Genomic DNA, 13,701 nt, shown 5'->3' with positions numbered 1-13,701 from the left:
CACCGCGGCGGCGGGTCAGCGGCGGCGGACCCGGTGCAGGCGGAACGGCTTGCGGGTGGCCCGGACCGCCGGGGTCTCCCGGGGCGGTTCGGCCTGCGCGTCGGCCGGCAGGTCGGCGCCGGCCAGCGCGTCACCGGCCGGGGCGAGCCGGTTCACCGCGCAGCCCTCGGCGGCCCACCGGGCCACCAGGTCGGCGGTCGGGCCGGACGCGTTCAGCCGCTTACCCGCCACCAGCGGCGCGGTGGTGTCCCATGCCTCGGTGCCCGGTCGCAGCCGGGTCACCCGGGCCGGCCAGGTGACGATCCGGCCGCCGTGGTCACCGCGCAGGGTGACCTGCGCCTCGGCCGCGTCGGCCAGCCCCGGCGCGGCCTGCTCACCCGGCCCGCTGACCACGAACAGCGCGCCCTCCAGCGGGGCGCACCAGAGTGCGAGCGCCGGCCCACCGGCCACGCTGACCCACGCCACCGCAGCCTTCTTCATCGCCTCGTCGACCAGTGGCGTGCCACGGGGGGCATCCTCGTCCGTCACACCCGCATTGTCCCGCATGAGGACCTCCGCCGGTCAGCCCACGAAGGGCGGCACGGCGATCTCGCCCCGGGCCACCGGCATCACCTGGCCGGCGACCGTCGCGCCGACCACCACGCCGTTCTCCGCGGTGACCGTGCAGGCCAGCGCGGACGGACGGTTCATCTCCACACCCTGGCGCACGGCGTATCGGGACATCCCTTCGCCGGGCAGCAGGCCGCTGGCCACGAGCCAGACACCGAGACCGAGCGCCGCCGAGCCGGTCGCCGGGTCCTCCGGTACGCCGAGGCCGGGAACGAAGACCCGGGCGTGCGCGGTTTGGGTGGTCGGGTCCCAGGAGAAGACGCTGACGTGCGCCACCCCGTACCGCTCCGCCGCCGCCGGGTTCAGCCGTGCCCGGGCCACCGACTCCGGCCGCACCGGCAGGTACGGAAACTCCAGCCCGCAGCCGGCGACCCGTGGGGGCGGCCCGACGTGGTCGTCCGGGACCAGCCCGGCGATCTCCAGCAGCGGCTCCGGGTCCAGTTCGGGGCCGAGGGTCGGGCTTCCACCGGTGAGGGTCGCCCCGGACGCGGTCACCTCGATCGGCAGCACGCCGGCGCCGCACTCCTGCATGACCTGCCCCACACCGAACATCCCGCGCCGGCTCGCGGTGACCGCCGCACCGACGCTGGGGTGGCCGGCGAACGGCAACTCCTCCACCGGGGTGAAGATCCGGGCCCGGTATGTGGCGCCGACCTGGGTCGGGGCCAGCACGAACACCGTCTCGGAAAGGTTGAACTCCAGCGCGAGCGCCTGCATCTGCTCCGCGGCCAGCGCCTCCGCGCCGAACACCACGGCCAGCGGGTTGCCGGCGAAAGGGCGGTCGGTGAAGACGTCCACGATCTCGTAGGACAAGGTCGACATGTTGATAAACACTAGGCGCTTAGGCTGGTGCCCGTGAGCACGCCGACCCGGGTCTACATAGCCCGCCTCGCCGGAGTCGCCGTCTTCGATCCGAACGGCGACCAGGTGGGCCGGGTTCGTGACGCGGTGGCCCGGCTGCGGGCGACCAAACGTCCCCCGGAGGTCGTGGGCCTGGTCGCTGAGATGCCGATGCGCCGGCGGATCTTCCTGTCCATCAACCGGATCACGTCCATCGACGCCGACGCGGTCGTGCTCGGCTCCGGCACCCTCAACCTGCGGCGCTTCGAGAAACGCCCGAACGAACTGCTGGTGCTCCAGGAACTGCTGGACCGGCGGGTGCAGCTCGAACCGGCCGGCCAGCCCGGCGCGGTGGTGGACGTCGCCATGGAATGCTCCCGGGGTGGCGAGTGGTCGCTCACCCGGGTCGCGGTCCGCGAGCACACCGGCCGGCTCACCCGCCGCGGCCACCTGCACCAGGTGGAGTGGGACCGGGTGCGCGGGCTCAGCGGCATCGCCGACAACCGGGGTACGGCGAATCTGCTCGCCGTACTGGAGGACATGCGCCCGGCCGACCTGGCCAACGCCTTGCAGGACCTGCCCGACGCGCGGCGCAACGAGGTCGCGGCGGCACTGGACGACGAGCGGCTGGCCGACGTGCTCAGCGAGTTGCCGGAGCACGACCAGGTGGAGATCCTCGCCGCGCTGGACCGGGAACGGGCCGCGGACGTGCTGGAGGAGATGGACCCGGACGACGCGGCGGACCTGCTCAACGAGCTGCCTCCGCCGGAGCAGGACGTGCTGCTGGACCTGATGGAGCCGGACGAGGCCGACCCGGTGCGCCAGCTCCTCAAGTACACGCCGGGCACGGCGGGCAGCGTGATGACCTCGGAGCCGGTCATCCTGCCGCCGGACGCCACCGTCGCCGAGGCGCTCGCCCGGATCCGGGAGCCCCAGCTCTCCCCCGCGGTCGCCGCGCAGGTCTTCGTGACCCGGGCCCCACAGAACACCCCGACCGGCCGGTACCTGGGCATGGTGCACTTCCAGGCGTTGCTGCGCGAACCCCCGGCCGACCTGCTGGGCAAGGTCGTGGTCAACGACATCGACCCGCTACGCCCCACCACCCCGCTCCCGGAGATCACCCGCCGGATGGCCACCTACGACCTGGTCGCCATGCCGGTGATCGACCGGAACAACCGGCTGGTCGGCGCCGTGACGGTGGACGACGTGCTGGACCATTCACTGCCCCGGGACTGGCGGGACCGGGACGCCCTGGGCGCCCTGAACTCCCCGGAACCGGCGCCGGATGGCGCGGATGGCTGACCAGCGGCGGGCTGAACGGCTCGATCAGCCACGCGAGCCCCTAGGGATCAAGCTGCCCCGGTTCGACGCGGAGGCGTTCGGCCGGTGGTCCGAGGGCATCGCGCGCGGCATGGGCACCGCCAACTTCATCGTCGTCATGACGGTGGTGATCGCGATCTGGTTCGGCTGGAACACCCTGGCCCCGGCCGATCTGCGCTTCGACCCGTACACCTTCACGTTCCTGACCCTGGTGCTGTCGTTGCAGGCCAGCTATGCGGCGCCGTTGATCCTGCTGGCGCAGAACCGGCAGGCCGACCGGGACCGGGTGGCGCTGGAGGAGGACCGGCGGCGGGCCACCGCGCAGAAGGCGGACACCGAGTACCTGGCCCGGGAGATCGCCGCGCTGCGCATCGCGCTGGGCGAGGTGGCGACCCGGGACTTCCTGCGCTCGGAGCTGGCCCGGCTGGCCGAGGAGCTGGACGAGGCGGGGCAGCGCCGGCAACGGTTGGAGCGCCGCCAGCAGGAGAAGGACAGCCGGCAGGAGAGGCGTGGCCAGCGGCCGACCGACGGTGCCGGGCTGGACGAACCCCGCGACGATCTGGACGGCGACTTCGCCCGCGAAGCCCGGCCGGACGCCACCGGGCCCCGCCCGCAGGACGGCTGACCGGAGGGTTCGAGCGGGCCATCGATTCGCTCACACCATTCCCGGCCAGCGGCCGGAGCGGATGCCCCGCGACGTAGCATTGCGGGCATGTCAGCACCCGTCAGCACCGTCGAGGACGCGATCCAGGCCGCCCTGGCCACCGTCAACGACCCGGAGATCCGCCGGCCGATCACCGAGCTGGGCATGGTCCGCTCCGCCGCGATCGACACCAGCGGCGTCGTACGGGTCGAGTTGCTGCTCACCGTCGCCGGTTGCCCGCTCAAGGACAAGCTGCGCACGGACATCACCGCCGCGGTCGCCGCGGTGCCCGGGGTGACCGGCGTGGAGATCGACTTTGGTGTGATGAGCCCCGAGCAGCGGCAGTCGTTGCAGTCGCAGCTGCGCGGCGGAGGTGCCAGCGAGGAGCCGGTCATCCCGTTCGCCCAGCCCGGCTCGCGGACGCGGGTGTACGCGGTGGCCAGCGGCAAGGGTGGCGTCGGCAAGTCCAGCGTGACGGTCAACCTGGCGGCGGCGCTGGCCGCCCGCGGGCTCTCGGTGGGTGTGGTCGACGCGGACATCTACGGCCACTCGGTGCCCCGGATGTTGGGCGCGGACGGCCGGCCGACCCGCGTCGAGGACATGATCATGCCGCCGCAGTCGCACGGCGTGAAGGTGATCTCGATCGGCATGTTCACCGCCGGCAACGCCGCGGTGGTGTGGCGCGGCCCGATGCTGCACCGGGCGTTGCAGCAGTTCCTGGCCGACGTCTACTGGGGCGACCTGGACGTGCTCCTGCTCGACCTGCCCCCGGGCACCGGCGACGTGGCCATCTCGCTGGCCCAACTGCTGCCCAACTCGGAGATCCTGGTGGTCACCACCCCGCAGGCCGCCGCCGCTGAGGTGGCGGAGCGGGCCGGTGCGATCGCCCTGCAGACCCACCAGCGGGTCGTCGGCGTCATCGAGAACATGTCCTGGCTGGAGCTGCCGGACGGCTCCCGGATGGAGATCTTCGGTGCCGGCGGCGGTGCGGCGGTCGCCGAGTCGCTGAGCCGGACCATCGGCGCGCAGGTGCCGCTGCTCGGGCAGATCCCGCTGGACACCCGCGTCCGCGAGGCCGGTGACGCCGGTAACCCGATCGTGCTGGCCGAGCCGGAGTCGCCGGCCGCGCAGGCGCTCGGCACGATCGCGGACCGGCTCGCGCTGCGCCGTGAGTCGCTGCTCGGCAAGCCGCTCGGCCTCAAGCCCGCCGGGCGCTGAGCGCCCGGTCCGTCGTTAACCCGCCGGCCGTCCGGCCGGCGGGTGCGGGCCGGGCAGGTGGCGGGCCGGTCTGGTGACGGGCCGGTCAGGTGGCGTCGTCGTAGCTGGCTCGGGGAGCCGGCGCCGACGGGGTGCCGGTGGCCGTGCCGGACCGGGTCCCCTTCGTCCGCGGGTCCGCGGCGTTGGCCACGTCCTTCAGCTCGTTGTGCACGCCGCCGACATCCGCGCGCAGGTTGTCGTAGACGCCCTGCAACGGCTTGCGGATCGCCGCCTCGTCCTCCTCGCTGAGGAGGTGCTTGCGGATGAAGGCCTTCGGGTGCAGATCCTCGAGCTGAATGTCGGTGCCCAGCTCACGACTCAGGTCGCCGGTGGCGTTGCGGGCCATGTTGCGAAGGTTGCGCACCATCCGCAGGCCGTCGGTGATCACGGCGGGCAGCCGGTCACCGAAGATCAGCAGTGCCAGGAGCAGCAGCGCACCGATCTCCCACCAGTTCAGGTTGTCGAGCATCCCGCGGGCCTCCTCTCGGCGTCAGCAGCAAGACTACGCACGTCGGACGGCTTTCGGGCAGGGGGTGACCCGCTGTTCACTTGGCATCCGCGGCGAGGGTGACCGAGGTGTTCTGCCGGTCGGCGCCGCGCCGGAACTCGACGGTCACCACCGAGCCGGGCGCGAACTTGCGGACCAGCGCGATCAGGTCTGTCGGCTCGGTCATCGGCCGGCCGTTGAGCTTCAGGATCACGTCGCCGACCCGCAGCCCGGCGCCGGCCGCCGGACCGGACGGCTCCACCGCGGCGAGCCGTACGCCGCCGCTGGCTCCCGCGCCCGGACCGCCGACCTGGGCGCCGATCACCGTACGCCGGGCCTTGCCGGTGCCGATGATGTCCTGGGTCACCCGTTTGGCCTGGTTGATCGGGATAGCGAAGGCGAGACCGATGTTGCCGGCCTCCTGACCGTCGGCGACCAGCGACTTGATGGTGGAGTTCACCCCGACCACCCGTCCGGCCCCATCGACGAGCGGGCCGCCCGAGTTGCCGTGGTTGACCGCCGCGTCGGTCTGGATCGCCGCGTAGTACCGCACCGGACCGCCCGGCTCGCCGGCCTGCATCGTCCGGTCCAGGGCGCTCACGATGCCGGCGGTGACCGTGTTGGCCAGCGAGAGCGGCGAGCCGATGGCGAGCACCGGGTCGCCGACCGCCAACGCGTCGGAGTCGCCGAACTCCACCGGCCGCAGCCCGGTCCGGCTCACCTTGATGACCGCGATGTCCGACTCCGGGTCCTGACCGACCACGGTCGCGGCCGCGGAGCTGCCGTCGTTGAAGATCACCGAGGCCTTTCCGCTGCCGCCGGCCACCACGTGGTCGTTGGTGATCACGTGCCCGTCGGCGCTGGCGATGAAGCCGGAGCCCTCACTCGTCCCGCCGAGACTGCTCACCCGCACGGTGACCACGCTGGGCAGGACCCGTTCGGCCACCCCGGCCAGCGACTCCGGCTTGCGCTGGGCCAACGCCGGCGGCTGCGCCGGCTCGGCGCCGAGCACCGTCCCGCCGGCCCCGCCACGTACGGCGAACGCGTAACCCAGCGCGCCGCCGAGGGTGCCGGCGAGCAGCGCGGTGATCACCGGGATGAGCAGCAAGTGGCGCAGCGTCGGCCGGCCCGGCGCATCGGGGTCGGTGACCGGCTCTGGCTCGGTGCCCGCCGCCACCACCCCGGGCACCATCACGGCGGCCGGCGCCGCCGGATCCCGCCACGGATCAGCGAGCGCGTCGGACCACCAGGGCGACGTGCCGGCGGCGCCGGGCCCACCCGGCGCCGCGGTCGACGCCGGCCAGGTGGTCGGCGGCGCGGTCGACGCCGGCCAGGTGGTCGGCGGCGCGGTCGACGCCGGCCAGGTGGTCGGCGGCGCGCTGGATGCCGGTGGGCTCCCGGCCGTCGACGCCCCGTCGGCCGCGGGCACGCTGCCGGCCCCCGGCGCTACCGGCGACCCCGCCGACGGGGCCTCTGCCCCGGGCGGTCGTGCCGGAGCCGGAGTTTCACCGCCCCGGCGCCAGTCCCAGCCGTCGGTCACGTCGGTGCCTCCCAGTCCGTCCCCGGATCCCGCGCCGCGTCGTCCGGCCACCGACCGGCGCGGTCGCGGCTGACGGGATACCGCCTCCAGGATTGCACGGATGCGCGCGGTGGAGTCAGCGGTTGCCTCCGGTGATCGCGGGGGACGGAGGCGCGGCTGCGCCACGCGACGGTCGCCTCTACGCTCACAGTGCCAACCCGCCCCCGCACCACGCACCGCCCCCGGAGGTGCCCCATCGCCACGGTCGCCGGTTCCGGCAGTTCGACGACCCAGGCTCAGCAGTTCGCCGAGTCGTACGTCACCGAGGATCTCGTCCTGCGCACCGCCCGCAGCCTGGCCCACGAGGTGGGCCTCGACGCGGTCACCCCCGGCGCCGGAGCGGCGCTACGACTGCTGGCCGCAGCCGGCAACGCCCGCGCGGTGGTGGAGATCGGCACCGGCACCGGGGTGAGCGGTCTCTGGCTGCTCCGCGGCATGCGCGCCGACGGCGTACTCACCACCATCGACGTGGAGGTGGAGCACCAGCGGATCGCCCGGCGGATCTTCAGCGAGGCCGGCTTCGCCGCCGGCCGCACACGGATCATCACCGGTCGCGCCCTCGACGTGCTGCCCCGGCTCGCCGACGGGGCGTACGACCTGGTCTTCGTGGACGCCGAGGCGACCGGCTTCCACGCCTGCGTGGAAGCCGCGCTGCGGCTGCTGCGCCCGGGCGGCGTGCTCGCGCTCAACGGCATGCTGGCCGGCGGCCGGATCGGTGACCCGGCCGCCCGGGACGCGGAGACCGTGACAGTCCGGGAGACGATCAAGGCGGTGCGGGAGTCCGAACACTGGATTCCCGCGCTGCTCCCGGTCGGGCACGGGGTGCTCGCCGCGGTGAAGTGCTGACTCCGGTCAGTCGACGCTGGCCAGCCACCGCAGGAGCGAGCGGACACCCCACCCGGTCGCGCCCCGGCTGACTTCGGCGTGGTCGCTGTCCGCCCAGGACGGGGCCGACATGTCCAGGTGCAGCCAGCGATCCCGCAGCTCGCCGGTGAACTCGCGCAGGTAGAGTGCGGCCACCACCGACCCGGCACCCTGGGTCGGAGCGCTGTACAGGTCGGCGATGTCGCTGCCCAGGTACTCGACGTAGTCGGTGTGCAGCGGCATCCTCCAGGCAGCCTCACCGGCCGCCTCGGACGCGGTGAGCACATCGGCGGCCAGCCGGTCGTTCTCGCTGTACAGGGCGGCGGTCCGCTTGCCCAACGCCACGGCGTTGGCCCCGGTGAGGGTGGCTAGGTCGAGCAGCAGGTCCGGCGCGAGCTGCCGCACCGCGTACGCCAGCGCGTCGGCGAGGACCAGCCGGCCCTCCGCGTCGGAGTTGGTCGTCTCGCTGGTCGTCCCGCCGTAGTGCCGGACGATGTCGCCGGGGCGGAACGCCGAGCCGCTGACCATGTTCTCGGCCAGCGGGGCCAGCGCGGTGACCCGGACCGGCAACCGCAGCGTCGCGGCGCCGAGGGTGGCGGCGACGACCGCGGCCGCGCCGGCCATGTCCTTGCGCATCAGCTTCATCGCCGGCACCGGCTTGATCGAGATCCCGCCGGTGTCGAAGGTGATGCCCTTGCCGATCAGCACCACATGGGTACGCGCGCCGGCAGGGTTCCAGTCGAGCTCGACCAGGCGGGGGCCGCTGGCCGAGCCGCCGCCCACGGCGAGGATCCCGCCGAAGCCCTCGGCAGCCAGCTCATCCGGCCCACGGACCCGTAGACGCAGGTCCGGCAGGTCGGCCGCGGCGGAGGTCACCTGGTCGGCGAACCACTGCGGGTTCTTCACGGAGGAGGGCGTGTTGGTCAGGTCGCGGGCGAGTCGGGTCATCGCGGCGGTGGTCCGAGCCGTGGCGATGGCGGCCTCGTGCGCGGCCGGGTCGGCGAGCAGCAGGTCGACGCCGGCGAGCGCGGGCGGGTTACCCGCCTCGGTCAGCCGGAACCGGTACGAGGCGAGCAGCAGCCCCTCGGTCAACCCGCGGACTGCGGCCGGTGTCACCTCCGCGGGAAGCGCGAGAGTGATATGCGTCTCATCTACGGCGGCGCGGGCCAGGGCCGCGCCGGCGGTCCGCCAGGCCGCCTCGTCGCCGTCGCCGATGCCGAGCAGCAGCAGCCGGCCGGGGGTACGCCCGGGGCGCAGATGGGTGCGGATCTCGCCGGCCCGGCCGGTCAGCCGGGCGACCGGCGCCAGCGCGGCGGCCTCCTCGGCGGTGCCGTCCGGCAGTGCGACGGCGGTGGGCGCCGGTACGGCGGAGGCGTCGCCATCCGCTGCCTGGTCGGCGGGACGGACGGGCAGGACAAGGACGTCGAGCCGGTCAGGCTCGGCGATCAGACGGATGGCGAGCACGCGGAACCGCACCTCCAGGAAAGTGTCGCGGAGCGGGGCCGGACCCGTTTCTCCGCACAGATGAAGACCCTGAGCCACCGGCGATGCCGGTGGCTCAGGGACCGAGGAAGGTTCCGGGCGGCGTACGCCGCCCGGATCAATCCTCACTCAGCCGGCGGCCGCCTTCAACGCGTCACCGAGCGCGTTGGCCTCGTCGGGAGTCATCTCGACGACGAGCCGGCCACCGCCCTCCAGCGGGACCCGCATGACGATGCCCCGGCCCTCCTTGGTGACTTCCAGCGGACCGTCGCCCGTCCGCGGCTTCATCGCCGCCATGTTGTCTCCCCTCAGACCTACACCAGGGTCGGTGGGTTGCCCCACAGCCACTTCGTCACGACCACCCGCAACGGTCGCGGGGGTGTCGACCAACGATTTTCCCTGATGAACACCGCCGGACCCAAACCGGAGCAGCATTGATGTAACAGCATCTAGCATATCTTGAGAAGGCCTGTCACAATGTGCGGTCATGCAGGCACGGTCGGCACTCTTCGACCTGTACGGCGACCACCTCCGGCCGAGGGGTGGCCGCGCACCGGTCGCCGCCCTGGTCAAGCTACTGGCACCGTTGGGAATCGCGCCGCCGGCAGTGCGCACCGCCGTCTCCCGGATGGTGCGTCAGGGCTGGCTCGACCCACTCCGACTGGCGTCCGGACCGGGATATTCGATCACACCGAAAGCCGCCCGGCGACTGGACGAGGCGGCAGCCCGGATCTACCGGACCGGCCGGGTCAGCTGGGACGGGCGGTTCGATCTGCTCGTGCTGGAGGCGCCCGGCTCCCGCCGGGACCGGCAGCGGCTCGCCGCCAACCTCAGCTTCCTGGGCTACGGCACGCTGGATGAGCAGACCTGGGTGGCCACCCGGCCCGCCGAGGACGTCGACCTGCTGCTCGCCGAGGCCGGTGTCCGATTCGAGCGGTTCACCGCCTCGCACTTCGCCGGCACACCCGGCGCGATGGGCGTGGTCCGCCGGGCCTGGAACCTGAGCGAGATCGGCCGCGCCTACGAACGGTTCGTCGCGGACCAGCGCCCGCTGCTCGCCGCGGTCACCGCACGCAGCAGCGAGGAGGAGGCGTACGCGGCCCGGTTCCGGCTCGTGCACGCCTGGCGTACCTTCCTGTTCCGGGACCCGCAGCTGCCCCCGGCGCTGCTGCCCGAACGCTGGCCCGGCACCGCCGCGGCCAGTTTCTTCGACCGGCACGCGGCCCGCCTGCGTCCGGCCGCCGACCGGTACGTCGAGCAGTGCCTCGACGCCGGCAACCGCATCGTCCGACAGAAGGGTCGTTAGACACGTGACCGAACCGTTGCTGGTCGACCGGACCGACGCCGTCGTCACCCTCACGCTGAACCGGCCGAACGCGATGAACGCCCTCGACGTGGCGCTCAAGGAGGCCCTGCGGGACACCCTCGCGGAGCTGGAGACCGACCGGTCCTGTCGGGCGGTCGTGCTGGCGGGCGCGGGTGGGTCGTTCAGCGCCGGTCAGGACCTGCGCGAGCACGTGTCGACGCTGGAGGGCGCCTCGGGTAACCCGCTGGACACCGTACGGGCGCACTACAACCCGATCGCCGCCCGGCTGGCCAACCTGCCCAAGCCGGTGGTGGCCGCCGTCCGTGGGATGGCCGCCGGGGCGGGCGCGTCGCTGGCCTTCCTCGCCGACATCCGGATCGGTGGCCCGGCCACGAGCTTTCTGATGGCCTTCGCCCGGGTCGGCCTCGCCGCCGACACCGGCGCCTCCTGGACGCTGCCGCGACTGGTCGGGCACGCCAAGGCGGTGGAGCTGCTGATGCTGGCCGAGCCGGTACGCGCCGAGGAGGCCAGCCGGCTGGGGCTGCTCAACCGGCTGGTCGACGACGACGAGCAGGTGCTGCCGACCGCGCAGGAGCTGGCCGCACGCCTCGCCGCCGGCCCCACCGTCGCGTACGGGGCGATCAAGCGGCAGCTCTCCATCGCCGACGCCGGCACCCTCGCCGACGCGCTGGCCGCCGAGGCGCAGGCACAGGCGATCTGCGGCGCCACCGCCGATCACCGGGCGGCCACCCTGGCCTTCGTCGCGAAGCAGAAGCCGGTCTTCGAAGGACACTGAGCGCGGCAGCCCGACGGGGCCTTCTAGTCGTCCTCTTCCGGGTCCTGGTTGGCCTCCGCGCCCAGCACGAACGCCTGCATGGCCAGCTCGTCGCCGGAGGGTGACACGAAGGCGGGCAGCTCACGCGGCCCCAGCTCCTGCACGTATGACCAGAAGAGCCGGACCGCCTCGGCCGGTGTGCCGGCCTCGATCGGCAGATCGAGGCTGACCAGCCAGGTGCGCCGCGCCGGGGGCGGGCCGAGCCGGTCGGCGAGCGCCCGGAAGGCCGCCGGATCCAGCGCGGTGACGGGCCCGTCGAGCGTCAACCGGTCGGCCGGCACCGGCTCGTCGAAGGCCCTCCGGGTGTACGCCACGACGAGCGCTCCGGGCTCGACCGGGGACTGCGGATCGTCCGGGTCCTCCCGGTGCCGTTGGGCCGGCGCGGTGACCCGGCCGAGCGCCACCAGCCGGGGCGGCGTGTCGGTCAGCACCGCCACCCGGTCACCGGGGCCCGGCCGGCTGACGCCCGTCAGCCCGGTCAGCTCCAGCGTGTCGTGGTGCACGAGCCGCTCGGCCTCGTACCGCTCGGCGGGCAGCAGCACCGCCCAGGTGCCCGTCCCGTCAGCGTGCCCGGCCTCGCCGGCCCGGTGGGCGGTCTCGGTCGTCATGCTGCCATCCCATCACGCCGCGGGTGGGAGCGTGACGTGGCAGCCGACGATGTGATCGTCGACCATACCGGTGGCCTGCATGAGCGCGTACGCGGTGGTCGGGCCGACGAACCGGAAGCCGCGCTTCTTGAGCGCCTTGGCCATCGCCGTCGACTCGGGGGTGATCGCCGCGAGCTCGGCGAACGAGGCGGGGCGGACCGGCCGGTGCACCGGGGCGAAGGACCAGAGCAGCGCGGACAGCCCGTCGGGCAGCTCGAGCGCGGCGCGGGCGTTGGCGATCGCCGCCTCGATCTTGGCTCGGTTGCGGACGATGCCGGCGTCGGCGAGCAGCCGGGTCACGTCGGCGTCGCCGTAGCCGGCGACGGTCGGGATCCGGAACTCGTCGAAGGCCAGCCGGAACGCCGGGCGCTTGCGCAGGATGGTCAGCCAGGACAGGCCGGACTGGAACGCCTCCAGGGTCATCCGCTCGTAGAGCGCGTCGTCGCCGTGCAGCGGCCGCCCCCACTCGGTGTCGTGGTAGACGGCGTAGTCGGGGGTGCTCGCCCCCCAGGCGCAGCGTGGCAGCCCGTCGGCGCCGATCACCAGGTCAGTCACCTCGTACACGCTAGGCCATCGGGCCGACAGCCCATCGCCGCCGGCGGCCCGGCGGCCGGCGGTGCCCGGCGGCCGCCGCGAGCATGGTCAGGGCAGCCGGCCCTGCTCGACCAGACGGGCGAACCTCTTCAGCGCCTGGGTGAGGCCGACCTTGGAGCCGGGCCAGAGCACCGGCCACGCCAGCCGACCGGCCGGGCCACCCGGCAGGTGGAACCACTCGTGCCAGACCACCTGGGTGCGGGCCCGGTCCATCTGGGTGCAGCGCAGCACACCCGGGCCGCGCAGCAGCCGGCCGCAGTGCACCACGCCGATCTCGTACGGCTCGTCGACCCGGACCACCCGCATCTCGTCGCGCAGCACCACCGGGCCGAGCGCGGTCACCGCCTCGATCAGGCTGCCCTCACGGCCGTCGCCCTCGACCACCCGCAGTCGGGTGAACGGGATCCAGTCGGACTGACGTTCCCAGGCGAGCAGCGCGGTGAAGACCCGTTCCGCCGGGGCGTTCACGATCACCGTTGCGGTCACCTCGCCGGCGCCGGGTTGGGCGGCCTCGCGAAGATCGTCGGCGCCCGGGTCGGTCACGCCGACTCCGACCGGACCACCGCGCCGTGCTGTCCGGCGCCACCGGCCGGCTCACAGTCGGTCGGCTCGTCATCCGCTGGCGCGACGGCCGGGGCCACGCCGTCGGAGTCTGCCGGGGAGGAACTGGCAGCGGGCAGCGCGCCGGCGGCGCCGGAGTTGGCGTCGTCGCCCGGCCGCGGACCCTGACGAGCCGCCGCATCCTCGTTCGTCGCCGCGGTGGCGGACTGCTCACGGGCCTGGCGCAGCGCGTCCGCGTCGGCGGTGCGTCCCGCACGCAACGCGGTGACCTCCGCCTCCAGCACGCCGATCAGCTCAGACTTGTAGCCGATGTCGTAGGCGGCGCGGCGCATCGCGTGATCGACCTGGGCCATCCGGTACCCGCGCAGCCCGGTGTCGAAACGGACCGCGCCCACATCGGATTCGCGCAACGGCCGGGTGACCGGCAACGACACGGCCTGCGAGTCCGGTTCGGCGGGCGCCAGGCCCGGATCACGACCGGTGACCAGCACCGTCACGCCGAATACCACCGCCGCGACGGTCAACGCCACGACCAGGAAGAGCAGAAGCTGACCCATGCACTGATCGTGGCATGGCGACCGGCCGTGAGCGAGCCCACCACCCACCCCGATCACGATCATCGCCGACGCCGCCGGGCGTCCTGGCCGGCTGACCGGCTAGCGTCGGGACCGGCCGAC

Annotated in this window: 16 protein-coding genes; 6 read left to right on the top strand and 10 right to left on the bottom strand. The window is 73.6% G+C overall.

Annotation, left to right across the window (positions count from 1 at the left end; translation table 11 throughout):
- Nucleotides 1-15: 15 nt before the first annotated feature.
- Nucleotides 16-546 (bottom strand): hypothetical protein, encoded by a 531-nt coding sequence (locus ABZU69_RS13030; protein ID WP_354964561.1) that lies wholly within the window; start codon nucleotides 544-546, stop codon nucleotides 16-18.
- Nucleotides 547-561: 15 nt separating this feature from the next.
- On the bottom strand, nucleotides 562-1,431 hold the full coding sequence (locus ABZU69_RS13025; protein ID WP_354964560.1) for a PhzF family phenazine biosynthesis protein: 870 nt from the start codon (nucleotides 1,429-1,431) through the stop codon (nucleotides 562-564).
- A gap of 33 nt (nucleotides 1,432-1,464) precedes the next feature.
- On the opposite strand from ABZU69_RS13025, the gene ABZU69_RS13020 reads away from it, so the two are divergent.
- The 3 genes from ABZU69_RS13020 (at nucleotide 1,465) to ABZU69_RS13010 (ending at nucleotide 4,630) form a co-directional block, all read left to right on the top strand.
- Nucleotides 1,465-2,751, top strand: coding sequence for a CBS domain-containing protein (locus tag ABZU69_RS13020; protein ID WP_354964559.1), 1,287 nt, complete (start codon nucleotides 1,465-1,467; stop codon nucleotides 2,749-2,751).
- Nucleotides 2,744-3,394 carry a DUF1003 domain-containing protein gene (locus ABZU69_RS13015; RefSeq protein WP_354964558.1) on the top strand — a complete coding sequence of 217 codons (651 nt, stop codon included), beginning with the start codon at nucleotides 2,744-2,746 and terminating at the stop codon, nucleotides 3,392-3,394. The genes ABZU69_RS13020 and ABZU69_RS13015 overlap by 8 nt, the downstream gene beginning before the upstream one ends.
- 87 nt (nucleotides 3,395-3,481) lie before the next feature.
- Nucleotides 3,482-4,630, top strand: a complete 1,149-nt coding sequence (locus ABZU69_RS13010) for an Mrp/NBP35 family ATP-binding protein (protein ID WP_354964557.1) — start codon at nucleotides 3,482-3,484, stop codon at nucleotides 4,628-4,630.
- 85 nt (nucleotides 4,631-4,715) lie between these two features.
- Here ABZU69_RS13010 and ABZU69_RS13005 read toward each other — a convergent pair whose 3' ends face one another.
- Both ABZU69_RS13005 and ABZU69_RS13000 read right to left on the bottom strand, forming a co-directional pair.
- A complete protein-coding gene (locus tag ABZU69_RS13005; protein WP_354964556.1) occupies nucleotides 4,716-5,138 on the bottom strand; it encodes a preprotein translocase subunit TatB in 423 nt (140 codons plus the stop codon).
- 76 nt (nucleotides 5,139-5,214) lie between these two features.
- Entirely contained in the window at nucleotides 5,215-6,585 is a 1,371-nt protein-coding gene (locus tag ABZU69_RS13000; RefSeq protein ID WP_354964555.1) for a trypsin-like peptidase domain-containing protein, read from the bottom strand.
- 345 nt (nucleotides 6,586-6,930) lie between these two features.
- Between ABZU69_RS13000 and ABZU69_RS12995 the strand changes: the two genes are divergently transcribed.
- Entirely contained in the window at nucleotides 6,931-7,581 is a 651-nt protein-coding gene (locus tag ABZU69_RS12995) for an O-methyltransferase (protein WP_269458432.1), read from the top strand.
- 6 nt (nucleotides 7,582-7,587) lie between these two features.
- On the opposite strand, the gene ABZU69_RS12990 is transcribed toward ABZU69_RS12995, so the two are convergent.
- Together ABZU69_RS12990 and ABZU69_RS12985 are read right to left on the bottom strand one after the other, a co-directional pair.
- The gene (locus tag ABZU69_RS12990; protein WP_354964554.1) at nucleotides 7,588-9,063 is read right to left on the bottom strand and encodes a leucyl aminopeptidase family protein; all 1,476 of its coding nucleotides are present in this window, start codon (nucleotides 9,061-9,063) and stop codon (nucleotides 7,588-7,590) included.
- A gap of 147 nt (nucleotides 9,064-9,210) precedes the next feature.
- The gene (locus ABZU69_RS12985; protein ID WP_007455245.1) at nucleotides 9,211-9,378 is read right to left on the bottom strand and encodes a DUF3117 domain-containing protein; all 168 of its coding nucleotides are present in this window, start codon (nucleotides 9,376-9,378) and stop codon (nucleotides 9,211-9,213) included.
- Nucleotides 9,379-9,568: 190 nt separating this feature from the next.
- On the opposite strand from ABZU69_RS12985, the gene ABZU69_RS12980 reads away from it, so the two are divergent.
- Both ABZU69_RS12980 and ABZU69_RS12975 read left to right on the top strand, forming a co-directional pair.
- On the top strand, nucleotides 9,569-10,387 hold the full coding sequence (locus tag ABZU69_RS12980; RefSeq protein WP_354964553.1) for a PaaX family transcriptional regulator C-terminal domain-containing protein: 819 nt from the start codon (nucleotides 9,569-9,571) through the stop codon (nucleotides 10,385-10,387).
- A 4-nt stretch (nucleotides 10,388-10,391) separates the two neighbouring features.
- Entirely contained in the window at nucleotides 10,392-11,183 is a 792-nt protein-coding gene (locus ABZU69_RS12975; protein ID WP_354964552.1) for an enoyl-CoA hydratase-related protein, read from the top strand.
- Nucleotides 11,184-11,206: 23 nt separating this feature from the next.
- Here ABZU69_RS12975 and ABZU69_RS12970 read toward each other — a convergent pair whose 3' ends face one another.
- From ABZU69_RS12970 to ABZU69_RS12955, 4 genes are all read right to left on the bottom strand, one after another.
- Nucleotides 11,207-11,830 (bottom strand): hypothetical protein, encoded by a 624-nt coding sequence (locus ABZU69_RS12970; protein ID WP_354964551.1) that lies wholly within the window; start codon nucleotides 11,828-11,830, stop codon nucleotides 11,207-11,209.
- 12 nt (nucleotides 11,831-11,842) lie between these two features.
- Complete coding sequence (locus ABZU69_RS12965; protein WP_354964550.1) at nucleotides 11,843-12,424, bottom strand: DNA-3-methyladenine glycosylase I; 582 nt, start codon at nucleotides 12,422-12,424, stop codon at nucleotides 11,843-11,845.
- An 87-nt stretch (nucleotides 12,425-12,511) separates the two neighbouring features.
- Complete coding sequence (locus ABZU69_RS12960; RefSeq protein ID WP_354964549.1) at nucleotides 12,512-13,006, bottom strand: SRPBCC family protein; 495 nt, start codon at nucleotides 13,004-13,006, stop codon at nucleotides 12,512-12,514.
- Entirely contained in the window at nucleotides 13,003-13,581 is a 579-nt protein-coding gene (locus ABZU69_RS12955; RefSeq protein WP_354964548.1) for a DivIVA domain-containing protein, read from the bottom strand. The genes ABZU69_RS12960 and ABZU69_RS12955 overlap by 4 nt, the downstream gene beginning before the upstream one ends.
- Nucleotides 13,582-13,701 lie beyond the last annotated feature (120 nt).

This window comes from Micromonospora sp. NPDC005206, from assembly GCF_040608175.1.
Taxonomy (GTDB): domain Bacteria; phylum Actinomycetota; class Actinomycetes; order Mycobacteriales; family Micromonosporaceae; genus Micromonospora.
The sequence above is the reverse complement of the archived record's forward strand: the minus strand, read 5'-3'. Positions and strand labels throughout refer to the sequence as shown.